Below are 19,177 nucleotides of genomic sequence, written 5' to 3' on the forward strand. Positions count from 1 at the left end.
GTCCGACGATGCCGCGTTTCCCCTTCGACGACCGTGACCTGGACCGCTTCCGGGAGACCCAGCAGCTCGCGTACCACTGCGCCGAGCAGGTGGCCGCCTGGATCGAGCCCGGGGTCACGGAGCGCCAGGCCACCGCCAAGCTGCGCCGCTGCCTGGTCGCGGCGGGCGTCCAGGACTTCTTCCACGTCCCGTTCGCCTGGTTCGGCGACCGTACGGCCTTCCGGCACTTCCACACCCCGCTGCAGTTCTTCGCCGGCAACCGCCGACTGGCCGAGGGCATGCCCTACGTCCTCGACTGCGCCCCGGTCGTGGACGGTTACACCGCCGACATCGGCTACGGCGGCAAGGTCGGCGACAACCCGATCTGGGACCGGCTCGCCGCCGACCTCCAGGTCTACCGGGAGCTGATCCTGCGCGAGGTGCGGGCCCGCCGGCCGCTCGACGAGGTCTACGCCGCCGTGGACGCCCAGATCGCCGCGCACGGCTACGACAACCGCCACCGGGTCTACCCGGGCCGGGTGATCGGCCACCGGGTGACCAGGACGAGTGCGCGCGGCCCGGCCGGGGTGAACGTCCTCGGCTTCGGCGTACGCACCCTGCAGACCCTCGGCCGGGAGCTCATCAGCGAGCGCCTGCACGGCCGTTCACCGCTCTGGGCGGACGGTCGCTCCTCCCGGCACGCCCCGACCCCCGGGCTGTGGGCGGTGGAACCGCACATCGGCTTCCGCGAGGTGGGCATCAAGTTCGAGGAGCTGCTGGTGGTCACCGAGGACGACGCCCACTGGCTCGACGACGACCTGCCGCACGTACGCCGGTGGACCCGGCAGAAGGAGACCACCTGATGAGGAACCGCCGGATTCGCGGGGCCGCCCCTTCGGCGCGGCCGCACCCGCAGCCGTCCTCCCCGGCGCCGGAGCGCCGCCGCACCGTCCACTCCGGTGGCCTCCCGCTGGCCGTCTTCGAGCAGGGCGACCCGGCCGACCCCACCGTGATCCTGGTCCACGGCTACCCGGACACCCACGTGGTCTGGGACGATATCGCCGCCGAGCTGGCCGCCGACCACCACGTCGTCCGCTACGACGTCCGGGGCGCGGGGGAGTCTGGGGTGCCGGCCTCCCGCACCGGGTACCGGCTGGAACTGCTCGGCGCGGACCTGTTCGCGGTCGCCGACGCCGTCAGCCCGGACGCGCCCGTGCACGTGGTGGCGCACGACTGGGGCTCGGTGCAGTCCTGGGAGGCCGTCACCGCACCCGGCGCCGAACAGCGGATCGCCTCCTACACCACCATGTCCGGGCCCTCGCTCGACCACCTGGGCCACTGGATCCGCCACCGGATGCGCCGGCCCACGCCCCGGCACGTCGGGCAACTCCTGGTCCAGGGTGCCCACTCCTGGTACATCACCGCCTTCCACCTGCCCTTCCTCGCCCCCGCGACCTGGCGGCTGTGGCTGGCCCGCGCCTGGCCGAGGGTGCTGCGCGACCTGGAGGAGGTCACCGAGCGCCCCGGCCACCCGCAGGCCACGCTCAAGCAGGACGCGGTGCGCGGTATCGAGCTGTACCGGGCCAACATGCGGCCCACCCTGCGCAACCCGCGCGAGCGGCCCACCGAGGTGCCCGTCCAGCTCGTCACCCTGGCCCGCGACCACTACGTCAAGGAGTTCCTCTCCGAGGGGCTGGAGCGCTGGGTGCCCAGGCTCACCCGCCGGACCGTCAACGCCACCCACTGGTCCGCACTGCTCGAACAGGGGCCCGTGGTGGCCGGGTTGGTCCGCGACTTCGTCGCCCGCACCGCTGCCGGGGAGGTCCGTGGCCTGCCGGACGACGGCCGGTTGGTGGTGATCACCGGCGCGGGCAGCGGCATCGGCCGCGCCACCGCGCTCGCCTTCGCCGAACAGGGCGCCGCCCTCGCGCTCGCCGACCTCGACCTGTCCTCCGCCGAACGCACCGCGGAACTCTGCGAGTTGGTCGGCGGGCGGGCCACCGCCTACCGGCTCGACGTCAGTGACGGCGCTGCCGTGGACGCCTTCGCCCAGCAGGTGGCGGCCGAACACGGGGTACCGGACGTGGTGGTCAACAACGCCGGCATCGGCCACTCCGGGACCTTCCTGCAGACCACCGAGAAGGAGTGGCAGCGCGTCCTGGACGTCAACCTCTGGGGCGTCATCCACGGCTGCCGGGCCTTCGGCACCCTGATGACCGAGCGCGGCCGGGGCGGCCACATCGTCAACCTCGCCTCGGCCGCCGCCTACCTGCCGTCCAAGGTGCTCGCCGCGTACGCCACCAGCAAGGCCGCCGTGCTGATGCTCTCCGAGTGCCTCGGCGCCGAACTGGCCCCGCACGGCATCCGGGTCTCCGCCATCTGCCCCGGCATCGTCAACACCAACATCACCCGCACGTCCACCTTCTCCGGCCTCACCCCGGCCGAGCAGGCCGCGAAGCAGGAGCGGGTCTCCCGGATGTACGCCCGCCGGGGCTTCCCGCCCGAGAAGGTCGCCGCCGAGATCCTCCGCGCGGTCCGCACCGGCAAGCCGGTCGTCCCGGTCACCTTCGAGGCCAAGGCCGCCCGGCTGCTCGGCCGTCTCTCCCCCGCCCTGCTCCGCCGTGCCGCCCGGCTGGACGTGGGCTGACGCGGCCTTCGACTGAGCGACCCCGCCGCCACCCGCCCGGATCCGCCGCCACCCGCCCGGACGCCTCGCCGACGGCCGGGCGTCCGGCGTGCCCGCAGGCGGCCCGGAGCTCTTGACTGCCCCGCACCCGAAGCGCAACCTGTACGTATACGAGATATATGTCCCGTGTATCTTTATCCGCCACGTTTCGACCGTTATCGGAGTCCGTGATCCAACGTTGGAGCGATCATGTCGCGCACCCACTACGTGGCCCTTCCGGACAGCGACCGCGTTCCGCGCCGCGGGGCGCGGGTCATCGGACCGGTCAACCCACGCACACCACTCACCGTCACCCTCTACCTGCGGCGTGACCCCAACGCGCCCCAGCCGGTGGACCCCTACGAGCTGGCCCTCGTACCGCCGACCCGCCGGACGGTGCCCGACGACACCGCCTACGCCGAAGCCCACCCAGGGGTGGACGCCGACCTCGAGGCCGTCGAGGAGTTCGCCGGCGCGCACAACCTCACGGTGGGCACACCCAACCGGCTGGCCCGCAGCATCCAGCTGACCGGCGCCACGGCCGATGTCGCCAACGCCTTCCAGGTCACCCTGGCCCGCTACCGCTACCAGGGGCGCGACCGGAGCTGGCAGAGCTACCGCGGCCGGGAGGGCGCGATCTACCTGCCCTCGGAGCTGGACGGCATCGTCACCGCCGTGGTGGGCCTCGACGACCGGCCGGTCGGCACCAACCTGTTGATCCGCCGCGCAGCCGACGGGCACGTCCCGCTGGCGGCCCACGTCCAGCCCGCCGTACCCGCGGGCGCCTTCCTCCCGCCCATGCTCAACGCCCCCTACGGCTACCCGGACGGCACCGACGGCTCCGGCCAGTGCATCGCCGTCCTCGCCTTCAACGGCGAGACCTCGCCGGGCACCCCGTCCGGCGGCTTCCGGCTCGACGCGCTGAAGCGCTACTTCGTCGACGTCCTCGGGCAGCAGATGCCGGACATCAGCACCGTGGTCGTGCCGAACGTCGGCAGCCCGGGGAACGACCCGGGCCGGGACGACCGGGACGCGGACCCGCTGGACGCCACCGGTGAGATCATGCTCGACCTCGCGGTGGTCGGCGCACTCGCGCCCAAGGCGAAGATCGTCGTCTACTTCAGCAAGTTCTCCGAACAGGGCTGGACGGACGTGATCAGCACCGTCGTCACCGACACCGCCAACCGGCCCGATGTGATCTCCAACAGCTACGGCTTCGCCGAGGACGCCGCTGGAGGCTTCGGCCTCACCCGGATGGCGATCAACAGGATCGACCGGACCCTGGCGAACGCGGCCGGCCGGAACGTCAGCATCTGCTGCGCCTCCGGTGACGACGGCTCCCGCGACCAGATCGGGGACGAGCGGGCGCACGCCGATTTCCCCTCCTGCAGCCCGCACGTGCTCGGTGTCGGCGGGACCAGGCTCATCGCCGAGGACGGTGTCGTCACGGCCGAGTCCGTCTGGGACGACGGACCGGGCAGCCGCACCGGTGGCGGCGTCAGCATGCTCTTCCCGGTGCCGCCGTTCCAGGCCGGGATCGATCTGCCGTCGGTCAACCCGCCGTTCGGCACCGGCCGCATCGTGCCCGACGTGTCCGCGCTAGCGGACCCCGTCACCGGTGTGATGATCATGAGCGTCGACGGGAAGACGCTCGTCAGGGTCGGCGGGACGAGTGCCGCGGCCCCGATGTGGGCGGCCCTGCTCGCCCGGATCAACCAGGGCCTCGGCGCCCCGGTGGGCTTCCTCAACCCGCTCCTCTACCGGAACTTCTCGCAGGGTGTGCTGCGCGACATCACGACGGGCAGCAACGGTGCCTTCGCCTCCGGGCCCGGCTTCGACGCCTGCACCGGCCTCGGCAGCCCCGGCGGGCGGCAGCTGCTGGCGGGCCTCAAGGCCCTGTGATCCACCCGCCCGCGGGGGTGGCCCGGAAGGGAAGCGCCGCGCCGCCCCCGCTCCGCCGGATCCGGCCCGCGAATCCTCCGCCGGGCCGTGGACGGCAAGGGGCGCGCGTACCAAGGGTGCGCGCGCCCGCCTACGCGGCGTGCGGCCGGGGCTTGGTCCGCCGACTGCCGTCGGTGTGCGTCAGGTCGTGGTGGATGGGGCCGTGGCCGGTGGAGAGCGGGAGGCAGCTGCCGCCCCGGCGGTGGGCGACGATCTCGGCGGCGACCGAGACGGCGGTCTCCTCGGGGGTGCGGGCACCGAGGTCCAGACCGATCGGGGAGCGCAGCCGGCCGATCTCGGCCTCGGTGAGGCCGACCTCGCGGAGCTTCGCGTTGCGGTCGCGGTGGGTCCGGCGCGAGCCCATCGCGCCGACGTAGCCGACCGGCAGCCGCAGGGCGCGTTCCAGCAGCGGGATGTCGAACTTGGCGTCGTGGGTGAGGACGCACAGCACGGTGCGGCCGTCGATCTTCTCCAGCTGCGAGTCCAGGTAGCGGTGCGGCCAATCGACCACGACCTCGTCGGCGTCCGGGAACCGGCGCCTGGTGGCGAAGACCGGCCGGGCGTCGCAGACGGTCACGTGGTAGCCGAGGAACCGGCCGATCCGGACCACCGCCGCGGCGAAGTCGATCGCACCGAAGACGATCATCCGGGGTGCCGGGACGTAGGACTCGACGAAGAAGGTGACGGTGCCCTGCTCCTCCTCGTCGCAGGGACGGCCGTCCAGGGCGAGGACGACCCGGCCGGTGCGTCCGGCGTCCAGCATGGCCCTGGCCTCGGCCACCACGGCGCGTTCCAGCGCGGCGGTGGTCGAGGGGGCGGGGGAGAGCGAGCCGTGGTGGGTGTCGGCGGTGACGGCGACGGTGGCGCCGAGCAGCGCGGCGGGCCCGTCGATCACCCGGGCGAGCGAGACGGGGGTGCCGGAGGCGACGTAGGTGATCCCGGCGTCCAGTGCGGCGTCGGCGCCGGGGGTGATCGGCTGGACGAAGACGTCCAGCACGCCGCCGCAGGTCAGGCCGACCGCGAAGGCGTCCTCGTCGCTGTAGCCGAAGCGTTCGAGAACCGGCTCGCCGGAGGCGATGGCCTGTTGGCACAGCTCGTACACCGCACCCTCGACACAGCCGCCGGAGACCGAGCCGATCGCCTCGCCGGAGGCGTCCACGGCGAGTGCGGCCCCCGGGTCGCGCGGTGCGCTGCCGGAGACGCCGACCACGGTGGCGACGGCGAAGGAGCGCCCGGATGCGTGCCAGCTCTGCAGCTGCTCGGCGATGTCCTGCATGTCGGGGGCTCCTCACACGGGTCGGGGATGGGGATCGCCGTGGTGCGGGAGCCTCGGCCCCCGCACCACGACGGGTGGTGCTAGTGGACGCCCAGCCAGGACTTGATCGGGCTGAGCGCGAAGTACACCACGAAGACGGCGGTCAGGACCCACATCAGCGGGCCGGGCTCGCGCCACTTGCCGGTGCCGGCCTTGATGACCGTGTACGAGACGACACCGGCCGCCACACCGGCGGTGATGTTGTACGTGAAGGGCATCAGGACGCAGGTGAGGAAGGCCGGGATGGCGACCTCGCGGTCGGCCCAGTCGATGTGCCTGGCCTGACTCATCATCATCGAGCCGATCACGACCAGGGCGGCGGAGGCGACCTCGACCGGGACGATGCCGGCCAGCGGGGAGAAGAACAGCATCAGGGCGAAGAACGCACCGGTGACCACGGAGGCCATCCCGGTGCGGGCCCCGTCACCGACACCGGTGGCGGACTCGACGAAGACCGTCTGGCCGGAGGCACCGGCCACACCGCCGATGGCGCCGCCGGCACCGTCGATGAACAGCGCCTTGGACAGACCGGGCATCCGGCCCTGCTTGTCGGCGAGCCCCGCCTCGGTACCGACACCGATGATGGTGGCCATCGCGTCGAAGAAGCCGGCCAGGACCAGGGTGAAGACCGCGACGGTCGCGCTGATCGCGCCCATGCCGCTGCTGCCGAAGGCGCCGAACAGGTCGAGGTGGCCGAAGAGCCCGAAGTCGGGCGTGGAGACCGGGCTGCCCGGCCAGGTCGGGACGGAGCTGCTCCAGGTCTTCGCCGGGAGGTCGGCGACCGCGTTCACGACGAACGCGACCACGGTGCCGCCGGCGATCCCGATCAGGATGGCGCCGCGGACCTTGCGGGCCAGCAGGACGAAGATCGTCAGCAGCGTGAGCGAGAAGATCAGGACCGGCCAGCCGGACAGCTCGCTGTTGGGGCCGAGCGACACCGGCGGTCCGAACGGGTCCGGACCGTGGTGCACGAAGCCGGCCTTGAACAGGCCGATCAGGGTGACGAACAGGCCGATGCCGATGGTGATCGCGTGCTTGAGCGGCAGCGGGATGCCGTTCATGATCTTCTCGCGCAGGCCGGAGACCACCAGCAGCACGATCAGCAGGCCGTAGATCACACACAAGCCCATGGCCTGGGGCCAGGTGGTGTGCGGGGCGACCATCGCGGAGAGCGCGCTGGACACCGAGAGCCCGGCGGCGACGGCCAGCGGTACGTTGCCGACCACGCCCATCAGGATGGTGGTGACCGCGGCGGCGAGAGCGGTCGCGGTGGTCAGCTGCGCGTGGTCCATGTGGGCGCCGGTCTTGTCGGCGCCGCCCAGCAGGATCGGGTTGAGCAGGATGATGTAGGCCATCGCCATGAACGTGGTGAGGCCACCGCGGAGCTCGTTGCCGAAGGTCGAGCCGCGTGCGGAGATCTTGAAGTAGGCGTCCAGCGCGTTCTTCGGCGGGGGTGCCACTGACGACGTGAGGGAGTCGTCGGTGGCGGGTCTGTCGTCTTCAGTGGTGCCGGTCTCCGTGGGGATCCGGGTCATGTCCACTCCCAAGTGTCATAGGGGGTTGGGGTGGGCGAGCCGACCTGACTGCCAGTTGAGGGTCTGGCGCAGGGGGACTGCTCGACTCACGAGGGCACTCAGCGGTGCCTGCGGTGCGAGGGTGGTGCGCACCGCTGCAGAACCCCGGCGTGGGAGAGGCAGCGGATAAGGGGTGTGGCGGGCATTGCGTGTTCCTGGCGGGATGGGTGGTGCACCCCCGGGGCGGCGGGGAAGACGGTCGCCGCCCCGGGGAGGTCTGTCGTCAGAGCGTGTCGGTCAGGTGCTCCGGGCGGACCGGGATCCGGTTGAGCGCCAGACCGGTCGCGGCGCGGATGGCGGCGACGATGGACGGCGTGGCGGAGACGGTGGGGGCCTCGCCGACGCCGCGCAGCCCGTACGGGGCGTGCGGGTCCGGGCGCTCCAGGACGTCCACCGGGATCGGCGGGGTGTCCAGGATGGTGGGGATCAGGTAGTCGGTGAAGGAGGCGTTGCGCACCTTCCCGTCCTTGACGATGATCTCCTCCATCACGGCCAGGCCGAGGGCCTGGGTGCAGCCGCCCTGGATCTGGCCGATCACCGAGAGCGGGTTGAGCGCCTTGCCGACGTCCTGGGCGGCGGTCAGCTCGACCACCTTCACCAGGCCGAGCTCCACGTCCACGTCGACCACCGCGCGGTTGGCGCAGAAGGTGTACTGGACGTGGCCGAAGCCCTGCCCGGTCTCCTTGTCGAACGGCACGGTCGGCCGGTGGTGGTGCTCACGGGTGAGGTCGATCGCCTCGTCACCGAGCAGGTCGACGACGGAGATCAGCGGGCCCTGGGACTCCGAGACCACCTTGCCGCCGATCAGCGTCAGGTCGCTCTGGGTCCAGCCGTAGCGGCGGCGGCCCTTGTCGATCACGGCCTGCTTGACCGCCTCGGCGGCCAGCTTCACCGCGCCACCGGTCATGTAGGTCTGGCGCGAGGCGGAGGTGGAACCGGCCGAGCCGACCTCGGTGTTGGCCGGGTGGATGGTGACCTGCTCGACGCCGAGCTCGGTGCGCACGATCTGGGCGTGCACGGTGACGCCGCCCTGGCCGACCTCGGCCATCGCGGTGTGCACCATGGCGACCGGCTCGCCGCCGATGACCTCGATCCGCACCCGGGCGGTGGAGTAGTCGTCGAAGCCCTCGGAGAAGCCGACGTTCTTGATGCCGACCGAGTAGCCGACGCCGCGGACGATGCCCTCACCGTGCGAGGTGTTGGACAGCGCGCCCGGGAGCTGCCGGATGTCGAGGTCGTCGAGGTCCAGCGGCGGCGGCAGCGGCATGTCCTTGACCCGCTGCAGCAGCTCGGCGACCGGGGCCGGCGAGTCGATCTGCTGACCGGTGGGCATGTAGTCGCCCTCGGCCATCGCGTTCAGCTGACGCAGCTCGACCGGGTCCATGCCGAGGGCGGCGGCCAGCTTGTCCATCTGCGACTCGTAGGCGAAGGCCGCCTGCACCGCGCCGAAGCCGCGCATGGCGCCGCAGGACGGGTTGTTGCTGTAGAGGGCGATGGCCTCCATCCGCACGTTCGGGATGACGTACGGGCCGTGGCCCAGCGAGGCCGCGTTGCCGACGACGGCGGGGGAGGCGGAGGCGTACGCGCCGCCGTCCAGCACGATCCGGGCGTCGGCGAAGACCAGCTTGCCGTCGCGGGTGGCGCCGTGCTCGTAGGTCATCTTCGCCGGGTGGCGGTGCACGTGGCCGAAGAAGGACTCGTCACGGGAGTAGACGATCTTGACCGGCTTGCCGGTGTGCTGGGCCAGCAGGCAGGCGTGGATCTGCATCGACAGGTCCTCGCGGCCGCCGAAGGCGCCGCCGACCCCGGCGAGGGTGAGGCGGACCTTCTCCTCCGGCAGGGCGAGCACGGGAGCCATCTGCTGGCGGTCCACGTGCAGCCACTGGGTGGCGATGTAGAGGTCGATGCCGCCGTCCTCGGCGGGCACCGCGAGGCCGGACTCCGGGCCGAGGAAGGCCTGGTCCTGCATGCCGACCTCGTAGTCGGACTTGACGATCACGTCGGCCAGGGCGCGGATCTCGTCGGTGACGCCGCCGCCGGAGACCAGCTTCTGCGAGTGCACGATGTTGCCGGAGCCGTGCGACTTGTACTCGTGCGGCTCGTGCACGTAGCCGTGCACCTCGGGGTTGAGGCACTGCTCCTCGGTGACGATCGGGGTGAGCACCCGGTACTCGACCTTGATCTTCTTCACCGCGCGGCGGGCCGTCTCCGGGTGGTCCGCCGCGACCAGCGCGATGGCCTCACCGTGGTAGCGGACCTTGTCGATGGCCAGGGCCGGCTGGTCCTGGATCTCCAGGCCGTAGAACTTGGAGCCCGGGATGTCGTCGTGGGTCAGCACCGCGTAGACGCCGGGGACCTTGAGCGCCTCGGAGATGTCCACCGAGAGGATGTCGGCCCGGGGGTGCGGCGAGCGCAGCGCCGTGCCCCAGAGCATGTCCTCGTGCCACATGTCGGACGAGTACGCGAACTCGCCCTTGACCTTCAGCGTGCCGTCGGGGCGCAGCGGCGAGCCGCCGATCCCGTCCTTGCTGGCCTGCCGGATGTCCTGCAGGTTCTTCTGCCCCTGGATGGTGCGGGTGCCGGTCCCTGCCGCCCTCGCCTCGCCCGTGCCGTGGCCCTGCCGAGCGCCGTGCCGGACGGTCCGCTCACTTCGCTCGTTCATTCGGAGGCCGCCTTAGCGCACTTGCGGGCGGAAGCGAGCCGCACCGCGTCCATGATCTTCTCGTAGCCGGTGCAGCGGCACAGGTTGCCCGACAGCGCCTCGCGGATGTCGGAGTCGCTCGGCTGGGCGTCCGTCTCCAGCAGCGCGTCGGTCTGCACCAGCAGCCCGGGGGTGCAGAAGCCGCACTGCACCGCGCCGGCGTCGATGAACGCCTGCTGGACCAGGCCCAGCTCGCCGTTCTCCTCGGCCAGGCCCTCGACGGTGCGGACCTCGCGGTCCTGCACCTGGCCGGCCGCGACCAGGCACGAGCAGACCGGGGTGCCGTCCAGGTAGACCGTGCAGGAGCCGCACTCGCCCTGCTCACAGGCGTTCTTCGAGCCCGGCAGGCCGACCCGCTCGCGCAGCACGTACAGGAGGCTCTCGCCCTCCCAGACGTCGTCGGCCTCCACCGGCTTGCCGTTGGCGGTGAAAGTGACCCTCATGCCGCGCTCCTGATCTGCTTGCTGTAGTCGTTCCACGTCCAGGTGAGGGTGCGGCGGGCCATCACGGCCAGCGCGTGCCGCCGGTAGTCGGCGGTGCCCCGGACGTCGTCGATCGGGGACGCCGCGGCCTTGACCAGCTCGCCGAACTTCTGGATCACCTCGGTGCCGAGCAGGTCGCCGGACTCCCACAGCCCGCGCTCGGCGAGCACGCCCTGCAGGTACTGCTCGGCCTCGACGGCGCGGCGCGGCGTGGGGGCGGCCGAGCCGATACCGGTGCCGACCGTGCCGTTCCTGGGGTGCAGCGCGAAGCCGAAGGCGCAGACCGCGATGACCATCGCGTTGCGGGTGCCGATCTTCGAGAACTGCTGCGGGCCGTCCGCGACCGGGATGTGCACCGCGCGGATCAGCTCGTCCTGCTCCATCGAGTTGCGCTTCACCCCGACGTAGAAGTCGTCGATGGCGATCATCCGGGTGCCGCGGACCGAGGCGACCTCGACGAACACGTCACGTCCGGCGGCGAGCAGCGCGGGGTGCGAGTCGCCGGCGGGCGAGGCCGCGCCGAGGTTGCCGCCGACACCGCCACGGTTGCGGATCTGCGGGGATCCGACGGTGTGCGCCGCCAGCGCGAGGCCGGGGAGGGGACCGGACAGCTCGTTGATGATCCGGGAGTACGGAACGGAGGCGCCGAGCCTCACCACGTCGCCGTCGATCGACCACTCGGTGAGCTCGGTGATGCGGTTCAGGTCGAGAATCGCGGATGGCCGGTGCACGTCGAAGTTCATCTCGACCATCACGTCCGTACCACCCGAGATGGGCAGCGCGGTCGGGTACTCAGCCTTCGCCGCGAGCGCCTCGTCCCAGGTAGCGGGCCGAAGGAACTCCATGCGGGTGTCTCCTCAAGTCGTCGCCAGCCAGACTGTGGGCACAGTGCCCAAACCCGGTGTTCCGGACCGTGCCACCACCTCGTTGCCTGCGGGGCGAGTCCTGGTCACCGGGGTGTGTCCGGCGGCGTGTGGCCAGTGAACCGCCGTGACGGGGCCCACAGGCAGTCACCGATGGCATGAAGCCCTTGCCTTGGTCCTGCCGGACATCCTGTACGTTCCTCTAAGGCGGACAATTGCCCTGTACAGCGGAGTGTCCACTGCTACCTACGACCGTAATCCGGCCGTGATTCCGAAGCTACGGGCCCGTGACCCGGGCGCCGGTTGATACGTAACACCGACCATCGGATCTCGGGCACACTGTGAGCCCCCCACCCCCATTCAGACGAAGGAGTCTGCGGATGCGCGTCCGTGACCTGCTCGCCCCCGGCGCCCCGCGGCTGCGGTTGCTCGCGGCCGAGGACGAGCTCGACCGGCAGGTCAGCGGTGTCATGACCACGGACCTGCACGACCCGGGCCGCTACCTGCTCGGCGGTGAGCTGGTGCTCACCGGCATGCTCTGGCGGACCGCACCCGAGGACTCCGAGCGCTTCGTGCGGACCATCGTGGCCGGTGGCGCGGTCGCACTGGCGGCGGGCGAGGCCGAGGTCGGACCGGTCCCCGAGGACCTGGTGGACGCCTGTCGCCGGCACCGGATGCCGCTGCTCGCGGTCCCCGACGACATCGCCTTCAGCACCCTCACCGAGTTCATCGGCCGTCAGGTCTCGGCCGACCGGGCCGCCGACCTCGCCGCCCTGGTCGACCGGCACCGGCTGCTGGTCTCGGCGGCGGGCGGCGGCGGCCTGGACGCCGTGCTCGACCTGCTCGGCGGCGACCTCGACCTGGACTGCTGGGTGCTCACCCCCACCGGACGGGTGGTCGCGGGACCGGCCGAACGGCTCGGTGCCGAGGACCGCGACCAGCTGGTCCGCGCCCACCTCGCCGCCCAGCGCCAGCGCCGCCGCCCCCCGCACCGGGCCCGGCTGGCCACCGGCTCGTACTCGCTGCTGCCCGCCTCCGCCACCCCGGAGACCGAGTCGCCGCTCGCCGACTGGGTGCTCGCGGTGGCCGGTGACGTCACCGAGTGGACCACCAAGCGCCAGCAGCTCGCCGAGAACCTGGCCCGGCTGGTCGCCGCCGAGCGCACCCGCAGGGACGAGGGCCGCCGGCTGCGCCGCCGCCTCGCCGACGAGGCGCTGACGCTCCTTCAGCGTGACGCCGATCCGGCCGAGATCAGCAGGACGCTGTACGCCTCCTCGGCGATGGCCGCCCGGTACGAGGGCCCCGAGCAGAAGCCGATGGCGCCGGACGGCAGTTGGCTGGTGCTCAGCGCCGAAGGGACGGGCCTACCCGAAGGGGCGGTGCGTTCAATCCTGGAGGAAGCTCTCACCGACGCGACCGACCGCGCCCTGGTGGCCGGTGCGGGCACCGGTGCCGTGGTGGTGCTGCCGGTCCTCGAATCCGCCGTTCCCGCCGAGGCGTTGCGCGACCTGCTCGCCCCGCTGGAGGCCGGTCTCGGCTCGGAGGGCCGGATCACCGTCGGCGTCTCCGCCCCCGCCTCGGAGGCCGGCGGACTGCGCGGCGCCCTGGAGGAGGCCAGGCACGCCCGCCGGATCGCCGCCGCCCGGGTCGGCCGGGTCTGTGTCGCCGGACCGGAGGAACTCGCCTCGCACGTCCTGCTGTTGGCGGCGGTCCCGGACGAGGTCCGGCGCGCCTTCCGCAGCCGGCTGCTCGACCGGGTCATCGGCTACGACATCGAGCACCAGGCCGACCTGGTCCGCACCCTGGAGGCGTTCCTGCGCTCGGACGGCTCCTGGACCCGCTGCGCGGCCCAACTGCACGTCCACGTCAACACCTTGCGGTACCGGATCGGCCGGATCGAGGAGCTGACCGGCCGCGACCTCTCCCGCCTGGAGGACCGGGTCGACTTCTACCTGGCCCTGGAGCTGGCCTAGCCCCCGGAGCCGGCCCGGTCGCAGGCCCCGCCGCACCCCCGGGCCGACCCGCGCCGGGGGCGGGTGCTCTTCCTGACGGTCCGTCAGGGGGCGACCCGGAAGCCGAACTTCTGCTGGGCGGCCTGCTTGACCACCTCGGCGGCGGACGCGGCCGAGCTGTCCACCCGCCAGTCGGTCGGCTGCTTGCTGCCGGGCCACTGCCTGCGCAGGTCGTACCAGATCAGTCCGATCAGGCCGTCGCTCGCCGCCGCGCCGCCGAACAGGTCGTCGATCTGGGCGACCTTGCGCGGGCCCTCCGCCACCCCGGTCTCGGCGATCAGCAGGGGCTTTCCGGAGAACGACCTGACCGTGCGGATGGTCGGGGTGAACAGGGTGCGGTAGTCGCTGCCGTCCTGCGGGCCGTAGTAGCCGATCAGGCCGACCCAGTCGAGGTAGTCGTCACCGGGGTAGTACGGGCGCAGCGCCGCCGGCGTGCCCGAGTCGCCGACGTGCGGGGTCCAGACCCAGATCACGTTGGTGGTGGCCTGCTGCCGGAACACGTCGTGGATGTGCCGCCAGGCGCTGACGAAGTCCGCGGGGGTGGCGTGCCCCGGGCCCCACGCGGTCCAGCCGCCGTTCATCTCGGGGGCGAAGCTGATCACCAGTGGGCCCTGGTACGAGCGGACCTGCTGGGCGAACCTGACCAGGTAGGCGTCCTCGCCGCCCGAGGCGATCCGGGCGAGCGGGGCCTGCTCGGGCACCCAGCTGAGCAACGGGACCTGGCCGTTGTGCCACAGCTTGGTGTTGCCCGCCGGGTCGAAGTCGTCCCCCCACTCCTGGTAGTACTCGCGGACGTCCGGCTGGTGCCCGGCCTTGGCGGCGAAGGCGGTGACCGGTGCGAGGTCGCCGACCGCTCCGTCGGACGCCACACCGAACAACCGTCCGGCGGGCTTGCGCAGGGCCGATGCGTCGTAGGGCGGGGCCGACGCGGAGGCCGTCGGGCCGGTGGTCGCACTCGCGGGTGCGGCGGTGCTGTCGCCACCGCCGCCGCCGGTGCTGCACGCCGTCAGCAGCAGCGGGGCGGCGACGGCCAGGGCGACCGCACGGCGGTGCAGGTGCTGGAGTCCGCGGGCGGCGAGTGCGCTTCTGATCAAGGGGGGGCCGTTCCTGACCGGGATGTTCGGGCCGAGTGCGTCGGCGGGCTTCCGCGCATCCTATGAGGTCGTCGGACCGGCCTGCGAAGTGTCATGTTCCAGGAGGAATTGCGATCAGGTCACAAGAGGTGCCCAGATCCACCCAAATCGAACATTCTCCCAGATTCGGTTAATGAGAGTGCATTACCGTCCTCCCTTGCAGCAGACACTGCCCCCGTTTCTTCGGAAAGGCCCGCCCTCGGTGGCACCACCACTTCTCCGATCCGAGCGTCCTGAGACCGGATCAGCCGCCCCGGCCGCGAGTCACTCCCCGGTCTTCGTCGACCAGTCCGGTACTCGCGGGCGCCGGCTGCGCGGCTTCGGCTGGCTGGTCGGCCTTGCCAGCGCCATGGTCGCGGCAGCGCTCACCAGTAGTCTCATCGGCCTGCAGTCACAGGCCCCCGCACTCCAGGTGCCGCCCCAGCCGTCCAGCACCATCACGAGCCCCTGGCCGAGTGCCACCGGGCTGCCCGCCGCCTTCGGTTCGCCGATGGGGAGCCCGCCGCCGGCCACCGGCTCGGCATCGGCACCGGCATCCGGTCACCCGGTCCTGGGGCACGTGACCGGCAGCCCCTCGGCCGCCGGGCACCCCGGTGCCGGCGCCTCGGCCTCCGCCGGCGCGCGATCCGCCGCCACCGCCGCGCCCACCGGGAAGCCGGCCGCCGCGGGCGCCCACCCGAGCCACTCGTCCAGTGCGACGACCGGAACCCACGCGGCGAAGCCGCAGCCCACGGCCCAGCCCAGCCACCACTGACCGACGTCCCGTTCGTCCCGTTCCGGATCCAGGTACCCATGTCCCGCCATCAGCGCCGTCGGCAGTCGATCCTTCGGCCGCGTCGGCTTGCCGCCCCACCCCTGCGCTTCTTCCTCCCGGTCACCCTGCTGGTCTGCCTGCTCGCCATGCTCGTGCTGCGGGGCATGGCCACCAACGAGGTCTTCCACGACTCCCGGATCGCCGTCTCGGTCGACAAGACCACGGTGCCGCCGAACCTGCTGACCGGTGGTCCGATCATCGACGCCCGGGGCGCGAAGAACGACCACCCCGTCAGCTACTCCGTCCCGGACCACACCGTGGTGCTGAGCTTCGACGACGGCCCGGACCCGGTGTGGACGCCGAAGATCCTCGATCTGCTGGCGGCCCACCACATCCACGCCACCTTCTTCGTCACCGGCTCGATGACGGCCCACAACCCGGACCTGATCCGCAAGATCGTGGCCGGCGGCAACGAGATCGGTGTGCACACCTTCACCCACCCCGACCTGGCGCTGCAGTCCAAGACCCGGCTCGCCTGGGAGCTGGGCCAGACCCAGCTGGCGCTGGCGGGCGTCGCGGGCGTGCACTCCTCGCTCTTCCGGCCGCCGTACTCCTCCACCGCGGACGCCCTGGACGACTGGACCTGGCCGGTGGCCAAGGAGATCGGCAAGCGGGGCTACCTCACCGCCTTCATCGACTCGGACACCGACGACTGGAAGCGTCCCGGTGTGGACGAGATCGTCAAGACGGCGATGCCCAAGGTGCCCGGCAAGGGCGAGCTGGTGCTGCTGCACGACGCCGGTGGCGACCGGTCCCAGACGGTGGCGGCGCTCGGCCAGATCATCGACAAGCTGCAGGCCCAGAACTACCGCTTCGCCAGCATCGGCGAGGCCCTGGGCGCCTCCGACACCATGGTCCCGGTGCACGGCTACCAGCTCTGGGCGGGCAAGGCGTTCATCCTCTGCACCCAGATCGCGGTCCACGTGCTGCCCTGGCTGGTCGGCCTGCTGGCCGTGGTCGGCGCGCTGGTCTTCGCCCGGTTCGCGCTGATGCTGGTGCTGGCCACCCGCCACGCCCGCCGCGCGCGTCGCCCCGACTTCTCCTGGGGGCCACCGGTGACCGGCCCCGCGACGGTGCTGGTCCCCGCCTACAACGAGCGCGAGTGCATCGCCAACACCCTGGTCTCACTGGCGGCCAGTGACCATCCGATCGAGATCATCGTCATCGACGACGGGTCCACCGACGGCACCTCGGAGATCGTCGAGGAGATGGCGCTGCCGAACGTCCGGCTGGTCCGCCAGCCCAACGGCGGCAAGTCCACCGCCCTCAACAACGGCATCGCCAACGCCTCCCACGACATCGTGGTGATGATGGACGGCGACACCGTCTTCGAGCCGTCCACCGTGCGGGAGCTGATCCAGCCGTTCGCGGACCCGGGCGTCGGCGCGGTCGCCGGGAACGCCAAGGTCGGCAACCGGGACACCCTGATCGGGGCCTGGCAGCACATCGAGTACGTGATGGGCTTCAACCTCGACCGCCGGATGTACGACTCGCTCAACATCATGCCGACCATCCCCGGGGCCATCGGCGCGTTCCGCCGCAGCGCCCTGGTCCAGGTCGGCGGGATGAGCGACGACACGCTCGCCGAGGACACCGACATCACCATGGCGATGCTCTGCCAGGGCTGGCGGGTCGTCTACGCCGAGCGGGCCAGGGCCTGGACCGAGGCCCCGGCCTCCATGCAGCAGCTGTGGTCGCAGCGGTACCGCTGGAGTTACGGCACCATGCAGGCGATGTGGAAGCACCGCCGCGCGGTGTTCGACCGGGGCCCGGCCGGCCGCTTCGGCCGGGTCGGCCTGCCGCTGGTGGTGCTCTTCGGTGTGCTGGCCCCGCTGCTGGCCCCGCTGATCGACCTCTTCCTGCTCTACGGGGTGTTCTTCGTGGACGCCCCGAGCACCCTCGGCGCCTGGGCCGCCGTGCTGCTGGTCCAGGGCGGCCTCGCCTGGTACGCCTTCCGGCTGGACGGCGAGAAGCCCTGGCACCTGGTGACCCTGCCGGTCCAGCAGGTGGTCTACCGGCAGCTGATGTACCTGGTCCTGCTGCAGTCCTCGATCACGGCGGTGACCGGTGGCCGACTGCGCTGGCAGAAACTGCGGCGCACCGGTGAGGTCGCGGCACCGATCGTGGAGGTCTGACCGTGTCCGCTTCCGAGCCGTACGCCTTCGTCCCGGACCTGCACTCCGAGACCATCCAACTGCGCATACCCCGGCAGCGCCCCGACGCCCTGCCGGTCGAGGAGAGCGTCGAGGCGGCCCCGGCACCCCGCAAGGGCGGCCGCGACCGGTACCTGGACCTGCTGCGGGCCCTGGCCCTGGGCCGGGTGGTGCTCTACCACAACTTCGGCTGGGCCTGGCTGCCGCTGGTCTTCCCGTCGATGGGCGTGATGTTCGCGCTGGCCGGGTCGCTGATGGCCCGTTCGCTCAGCCGTCCGGCGCTCAGCGTCATCCGGGGACGACTGCGCCGCCTGCTGCCGCCGATGTGGCTGTTCGGCGCCATTCTGATCACCGCCATGGTGCTCGACGGCTGGGGCCCGAACTCCGAGGGCCACCCGGCCTGGTGGTGGGGCAAGCTGGCGTTCTGGGTGCTGCCGCTGAGCACCCCGCCGTTCGGCGACAACCTGCACGGCTTCCACGGCGTGGTCGAGCCGACCTGGGCCGAGCAGATCGCGGTGCCGCTCTGGTACCTGCGCGCCTACCTCTGGTACGTGCTGCTCTCGCCGCTGATGCTGAAGGCGCTGCGCAGGCAGCCGTGGATCACGGTGTTCACCCCGCTCGCGCTCTCGATCCTGATCAACTCCGGCCTGTTCGACCAGGAGGGACGGATCTGGGAGACCGTCACCGACTTCACCACCTTCGGCTCCTGCTGGATCCTCGGCATGGCCCACCAGGAGGGGCTGCTGCGCAAGCTGCCGCAGTACCTGGCCCCGTCGGTGGCACCACTGATCATGGTGGCCGGCATCTGGTGGCTGCTCAGCAGGCCGGTGGAGGACCCGACCGTCCCCAGCGACCTGGACAGCGTTCCGATCGCCCAGGCGGTCTGGTCGTTCGGCTTCGTCCTGCTGCTGCTCCATCTCAGCCCGTCCTGGGAGCGCTGGCCCCGACCGCTGGAACGCTGGAACGGCCTGATCAGCCTGCTGAACGCCCGGGCGGTGAGCGTCTACCTCTGGCACAACACCGCGCTGGTGCTGGCCATCCCGATCATCGACCGGCTCTGGGACGTCGACTTCATGTTCCAGCACGGCCAGTGGCTGCTGCGGAGCCACTGGTTCCCGCTGATGATCGCGCTCCCGCTGATCGCACTGTTCGTCCTGTGCTTCGGGTGGATGGAGGACCTGGCGGCGAAACGTTCCCTCAGGCTCTTTCCGTGGCCCAGGCGCCAACGCGGAAAGCGCCGGCTCCCCGGACTCGACTGAGCCGCCGTCCGGACCGCTCGCACTGTTCGCCCGCACCGGCCGCACTGCTCCCCGGATTCGACTGAGCTGCCGTCCGGACCGCTCGCGCCGCTCCCCGGGACCGCTCGCGCCGCTCCCCGGGACCGCTCGAACCGCTCTCCCGGACCGGCCGAGCCGGTCCGGGAGAGCGGCTGAGTGGCGGCTGGGATTGCTGGACGACCGATGAACCCAACCTGGAAGTGGTCTGGGAACGCAGGAGGGGCCCGCCGTAACGGTTCGGCGGGCCCCGCCGGCGTTCCACGTCAGT

The 19,177-nt window shown here is 71.8% G+C and carries 13 protein-coding genes; 7 read left to right on the forward strand and 6 right to left on the reverse strand.

The window, feature by feature from the left end; genetic code table 11:
• Positions 1–8 precede the first annotated feature (8 nt).
• The 3 genes from ACFC1R_RS26110 to ACFC1R_RS26120 all read left to right on the forward strand — a co-directional run bounded on the left by ACFC1R_RS26110 (position 9) and on the right by ACFC1R_RS26120 (position 4,546).
• The gene (locus tag ACFC1R_RS26110; protein ID WP_375942543.1) at positions 9–842 is read left to right on the forward strand and encodes a M24 family metallopeptidase; all 834 of its coding nucleotides are present in this window, start codon (positions 9–11) and stop codon (positions 840–842) included.
• Positions 842–2,626, forward strand: a complete 1,785-nt coding sequence (locus ACFC1R_RS26115; RefSeq protein ID WP_375942545.1) for an SDR family oxidoreductase — start codon at positions 842–844, stop codon at positions 2,624–2,626. The genes ACFC1R_RS26110 and ACFC1R_RS26115 overlap by 1 nt, the downstream gene beginning before the upstream one ends.
• A gap of 228 nt (positions 2,627–2,854) precedes the next feature.
• Positions 2,855–4,546 carry a S8 family serine peptidase gene (locus ACFC1R_RS26120; protein ID WP_375942547.1) on the forward strand — a complete coding sequence of 564 codons (1,692 nt, stop codon included), beginning with the start codon at positions 2,855–2,857 and terminating at the stop codon, positions 4,544–4,546.
• A gap of 130 nt (positions 4,547–4,676) precedes the next feature.
• On the opposite strand, the gene ACFC1R_RS26125 is transcribed toward ACFC1R_RS26120, so the two are convergent.
• The 5 genes from ACFC1R_RS26125 to ACFC1R_RS26145 all read right to left on the reverse strand — a co-directional run bounded on the left by ACFC1R_RS26125 (position 4,677) and on the right by ACFC1R_RS26145 (position 11,502).
• Positions 4,677–5,861 carry an XdhC family protein gene (locus tag ACFC1R_RS26125; RefSeq protein WP_375942549.1) on the reverse strand — a complete coding sequence of 395 codons (1,185 nt, stop codon included), beginning with the start codon at positions 5,859–5,861 and terminating at the stop codon, positions 4,677–4,679.
• An 80-nt stretch (positions 5,862–5,941) separates the two neighbouring features.
• Entirely contained in the window at positions 5,942–7,435 is a 1,494-nt protein-coding gene (locus ACFC1R_RS26130; RefSeq protein ID WP_375942551.1) for an NCS2 family permease, read from the reverse strand.
• Positions 7,436–7,697: 262 nt separating this feature from the next.
• On the reverse strand, positions 7,698–10,136 hold the full coding sequence (gene pucD / locus ACFC1R_RS26135; RefSeq protein WP_375942553.1) for a xanthine dehydrogenase subunit D: 2,439 nt from the start codon (positions 10,134–10,136) through the stop codon (positions 7,698–7,700).
• The gene (locus ACFC1R_RS26140; protein ID WP_045298165.1) at positions 10,133–10,618 is read right to left on the reverse strand and encodes a (2Fe-2S)-binding protein; all 486 of its coding nucleotides are present in this window, start codon (positions 10,616–10,618) and stop codon (positions 10,133–10,135) included. Before ACFC1R_RS26140 ends, pucD begins: the two co-directional genes overlap by 4 nt.
• Positions 10,615–11,502, reverse strand: coding sequence for an FAD binding domain-containing protein (locus ACFC1R_RS26145; protein WP_375942555.1), 888 nt, complete (start codon positions 11,500–11,502; stop codon positions 10,615–10,617). Before ACFC1R_RS26145 ends, ACFC1R_RS26140 begins: the two co-directional genes overlap by 4 nt.
• A 398-nt stretch (positions 11,503–11,900) precedes the next feature.
• Here ACFC1R_RS26145 and ACFC1R_RS26150 point away from each other — a divergent pair, with 398 nt between their 5' ends.
• Positions 11,901–13,493 carry a PucR family transcriptional regulator gene (locus tag ACFC1R_RS26150; protein ID WP_375942557.1) on the forward strand — a complete coding sequence of 531 codons (1,593 nt, stop codon included), beginning with the start codon at positions 11,901–11,903 and terminating at the stop codon, positions 13,491–13,493.
• 83 nt (positions 13,494–13,576) lie between these two features.
• On the opposite strand, the gene ACFC1R_RS26155 is transcribed toward ACFC1R_RS26150, so the two are convergent.
• The gene (locus ACFC1R_RS26155; RefSeq protein ID WP_375942559.1) at positions 13,577–14,626 is read right to left on the reverse strand and encodes a glycoside hydrolase family 26 protein; all 1,050 of its coding nucleotides are present in this window, start codon (positions 14,624–14,626) and stop codon (positions 13,577–13,579) included.
• A 241-nt stretch (positions 14,627–14,867) separates the two neighbouring features.
• On the opposite strand from ACFC1R_RS26155, the gene ACFC1R_RS26160 reads away from it, so the two are divergent.
• The 3 genes from ACFC1R_RS26160 (at position 14,868) to ACFC1R_RS26170 (ending at position 18,891) form a co-directional block, all read left to right on the forward strand.
• On the forward strand, positions 14,868–15,419 hold the full coding sequence (locus ACFC1R_RS26160; RefSeq protein WP_375942561.1) for a hypothetical protein: 552 nt from the start codon (positions 14,868–14,870) through the stop codon (positions 15,417–15,419).
• Positions 15,420–15,457: 38 nt separating this feature from the next.
• The gene (locus tag ACFC1R_RS26165) at positions 15,458–17,614 is read left to right on the forward strand and encodes a bifunctional polysaccharide deacetylase/glycosyltransferase family 2 protein (RefSeq protein ID WP_375942563.1); all 2,157 of its coding nucleotides are present in this window, start codon (positions 15,458–15,460) and stop codon (positions 17,612–17,614) included.
• An 89-nt stretch (positions 17,615–17,703) separates the two neighbouring features.
• Positions 17,704–18,891: an acyltransferase gene (locus tag ACFC1R_RS26170; protein ID WP_375942567.1), complete on the forward strand. Its 1,188-nt coding sequence runs from the start codon at positions 17,704–17,706 to the stop codon at positions 18,889–18,891.
• The last annotated feature ends 286 nt before the right edge of the window (positions 18,892–19,177 follow it).

Origin of the sequence: Kitasatospora sp. NPDC056138 (genome assembly GCF_042264695.1) — a bacterium.
Classification (GTDB): Bacteria; Actinomycetota; Actinomycetes; order Streptomycetales; family Streptomycetaceae; genus Kitasatospora.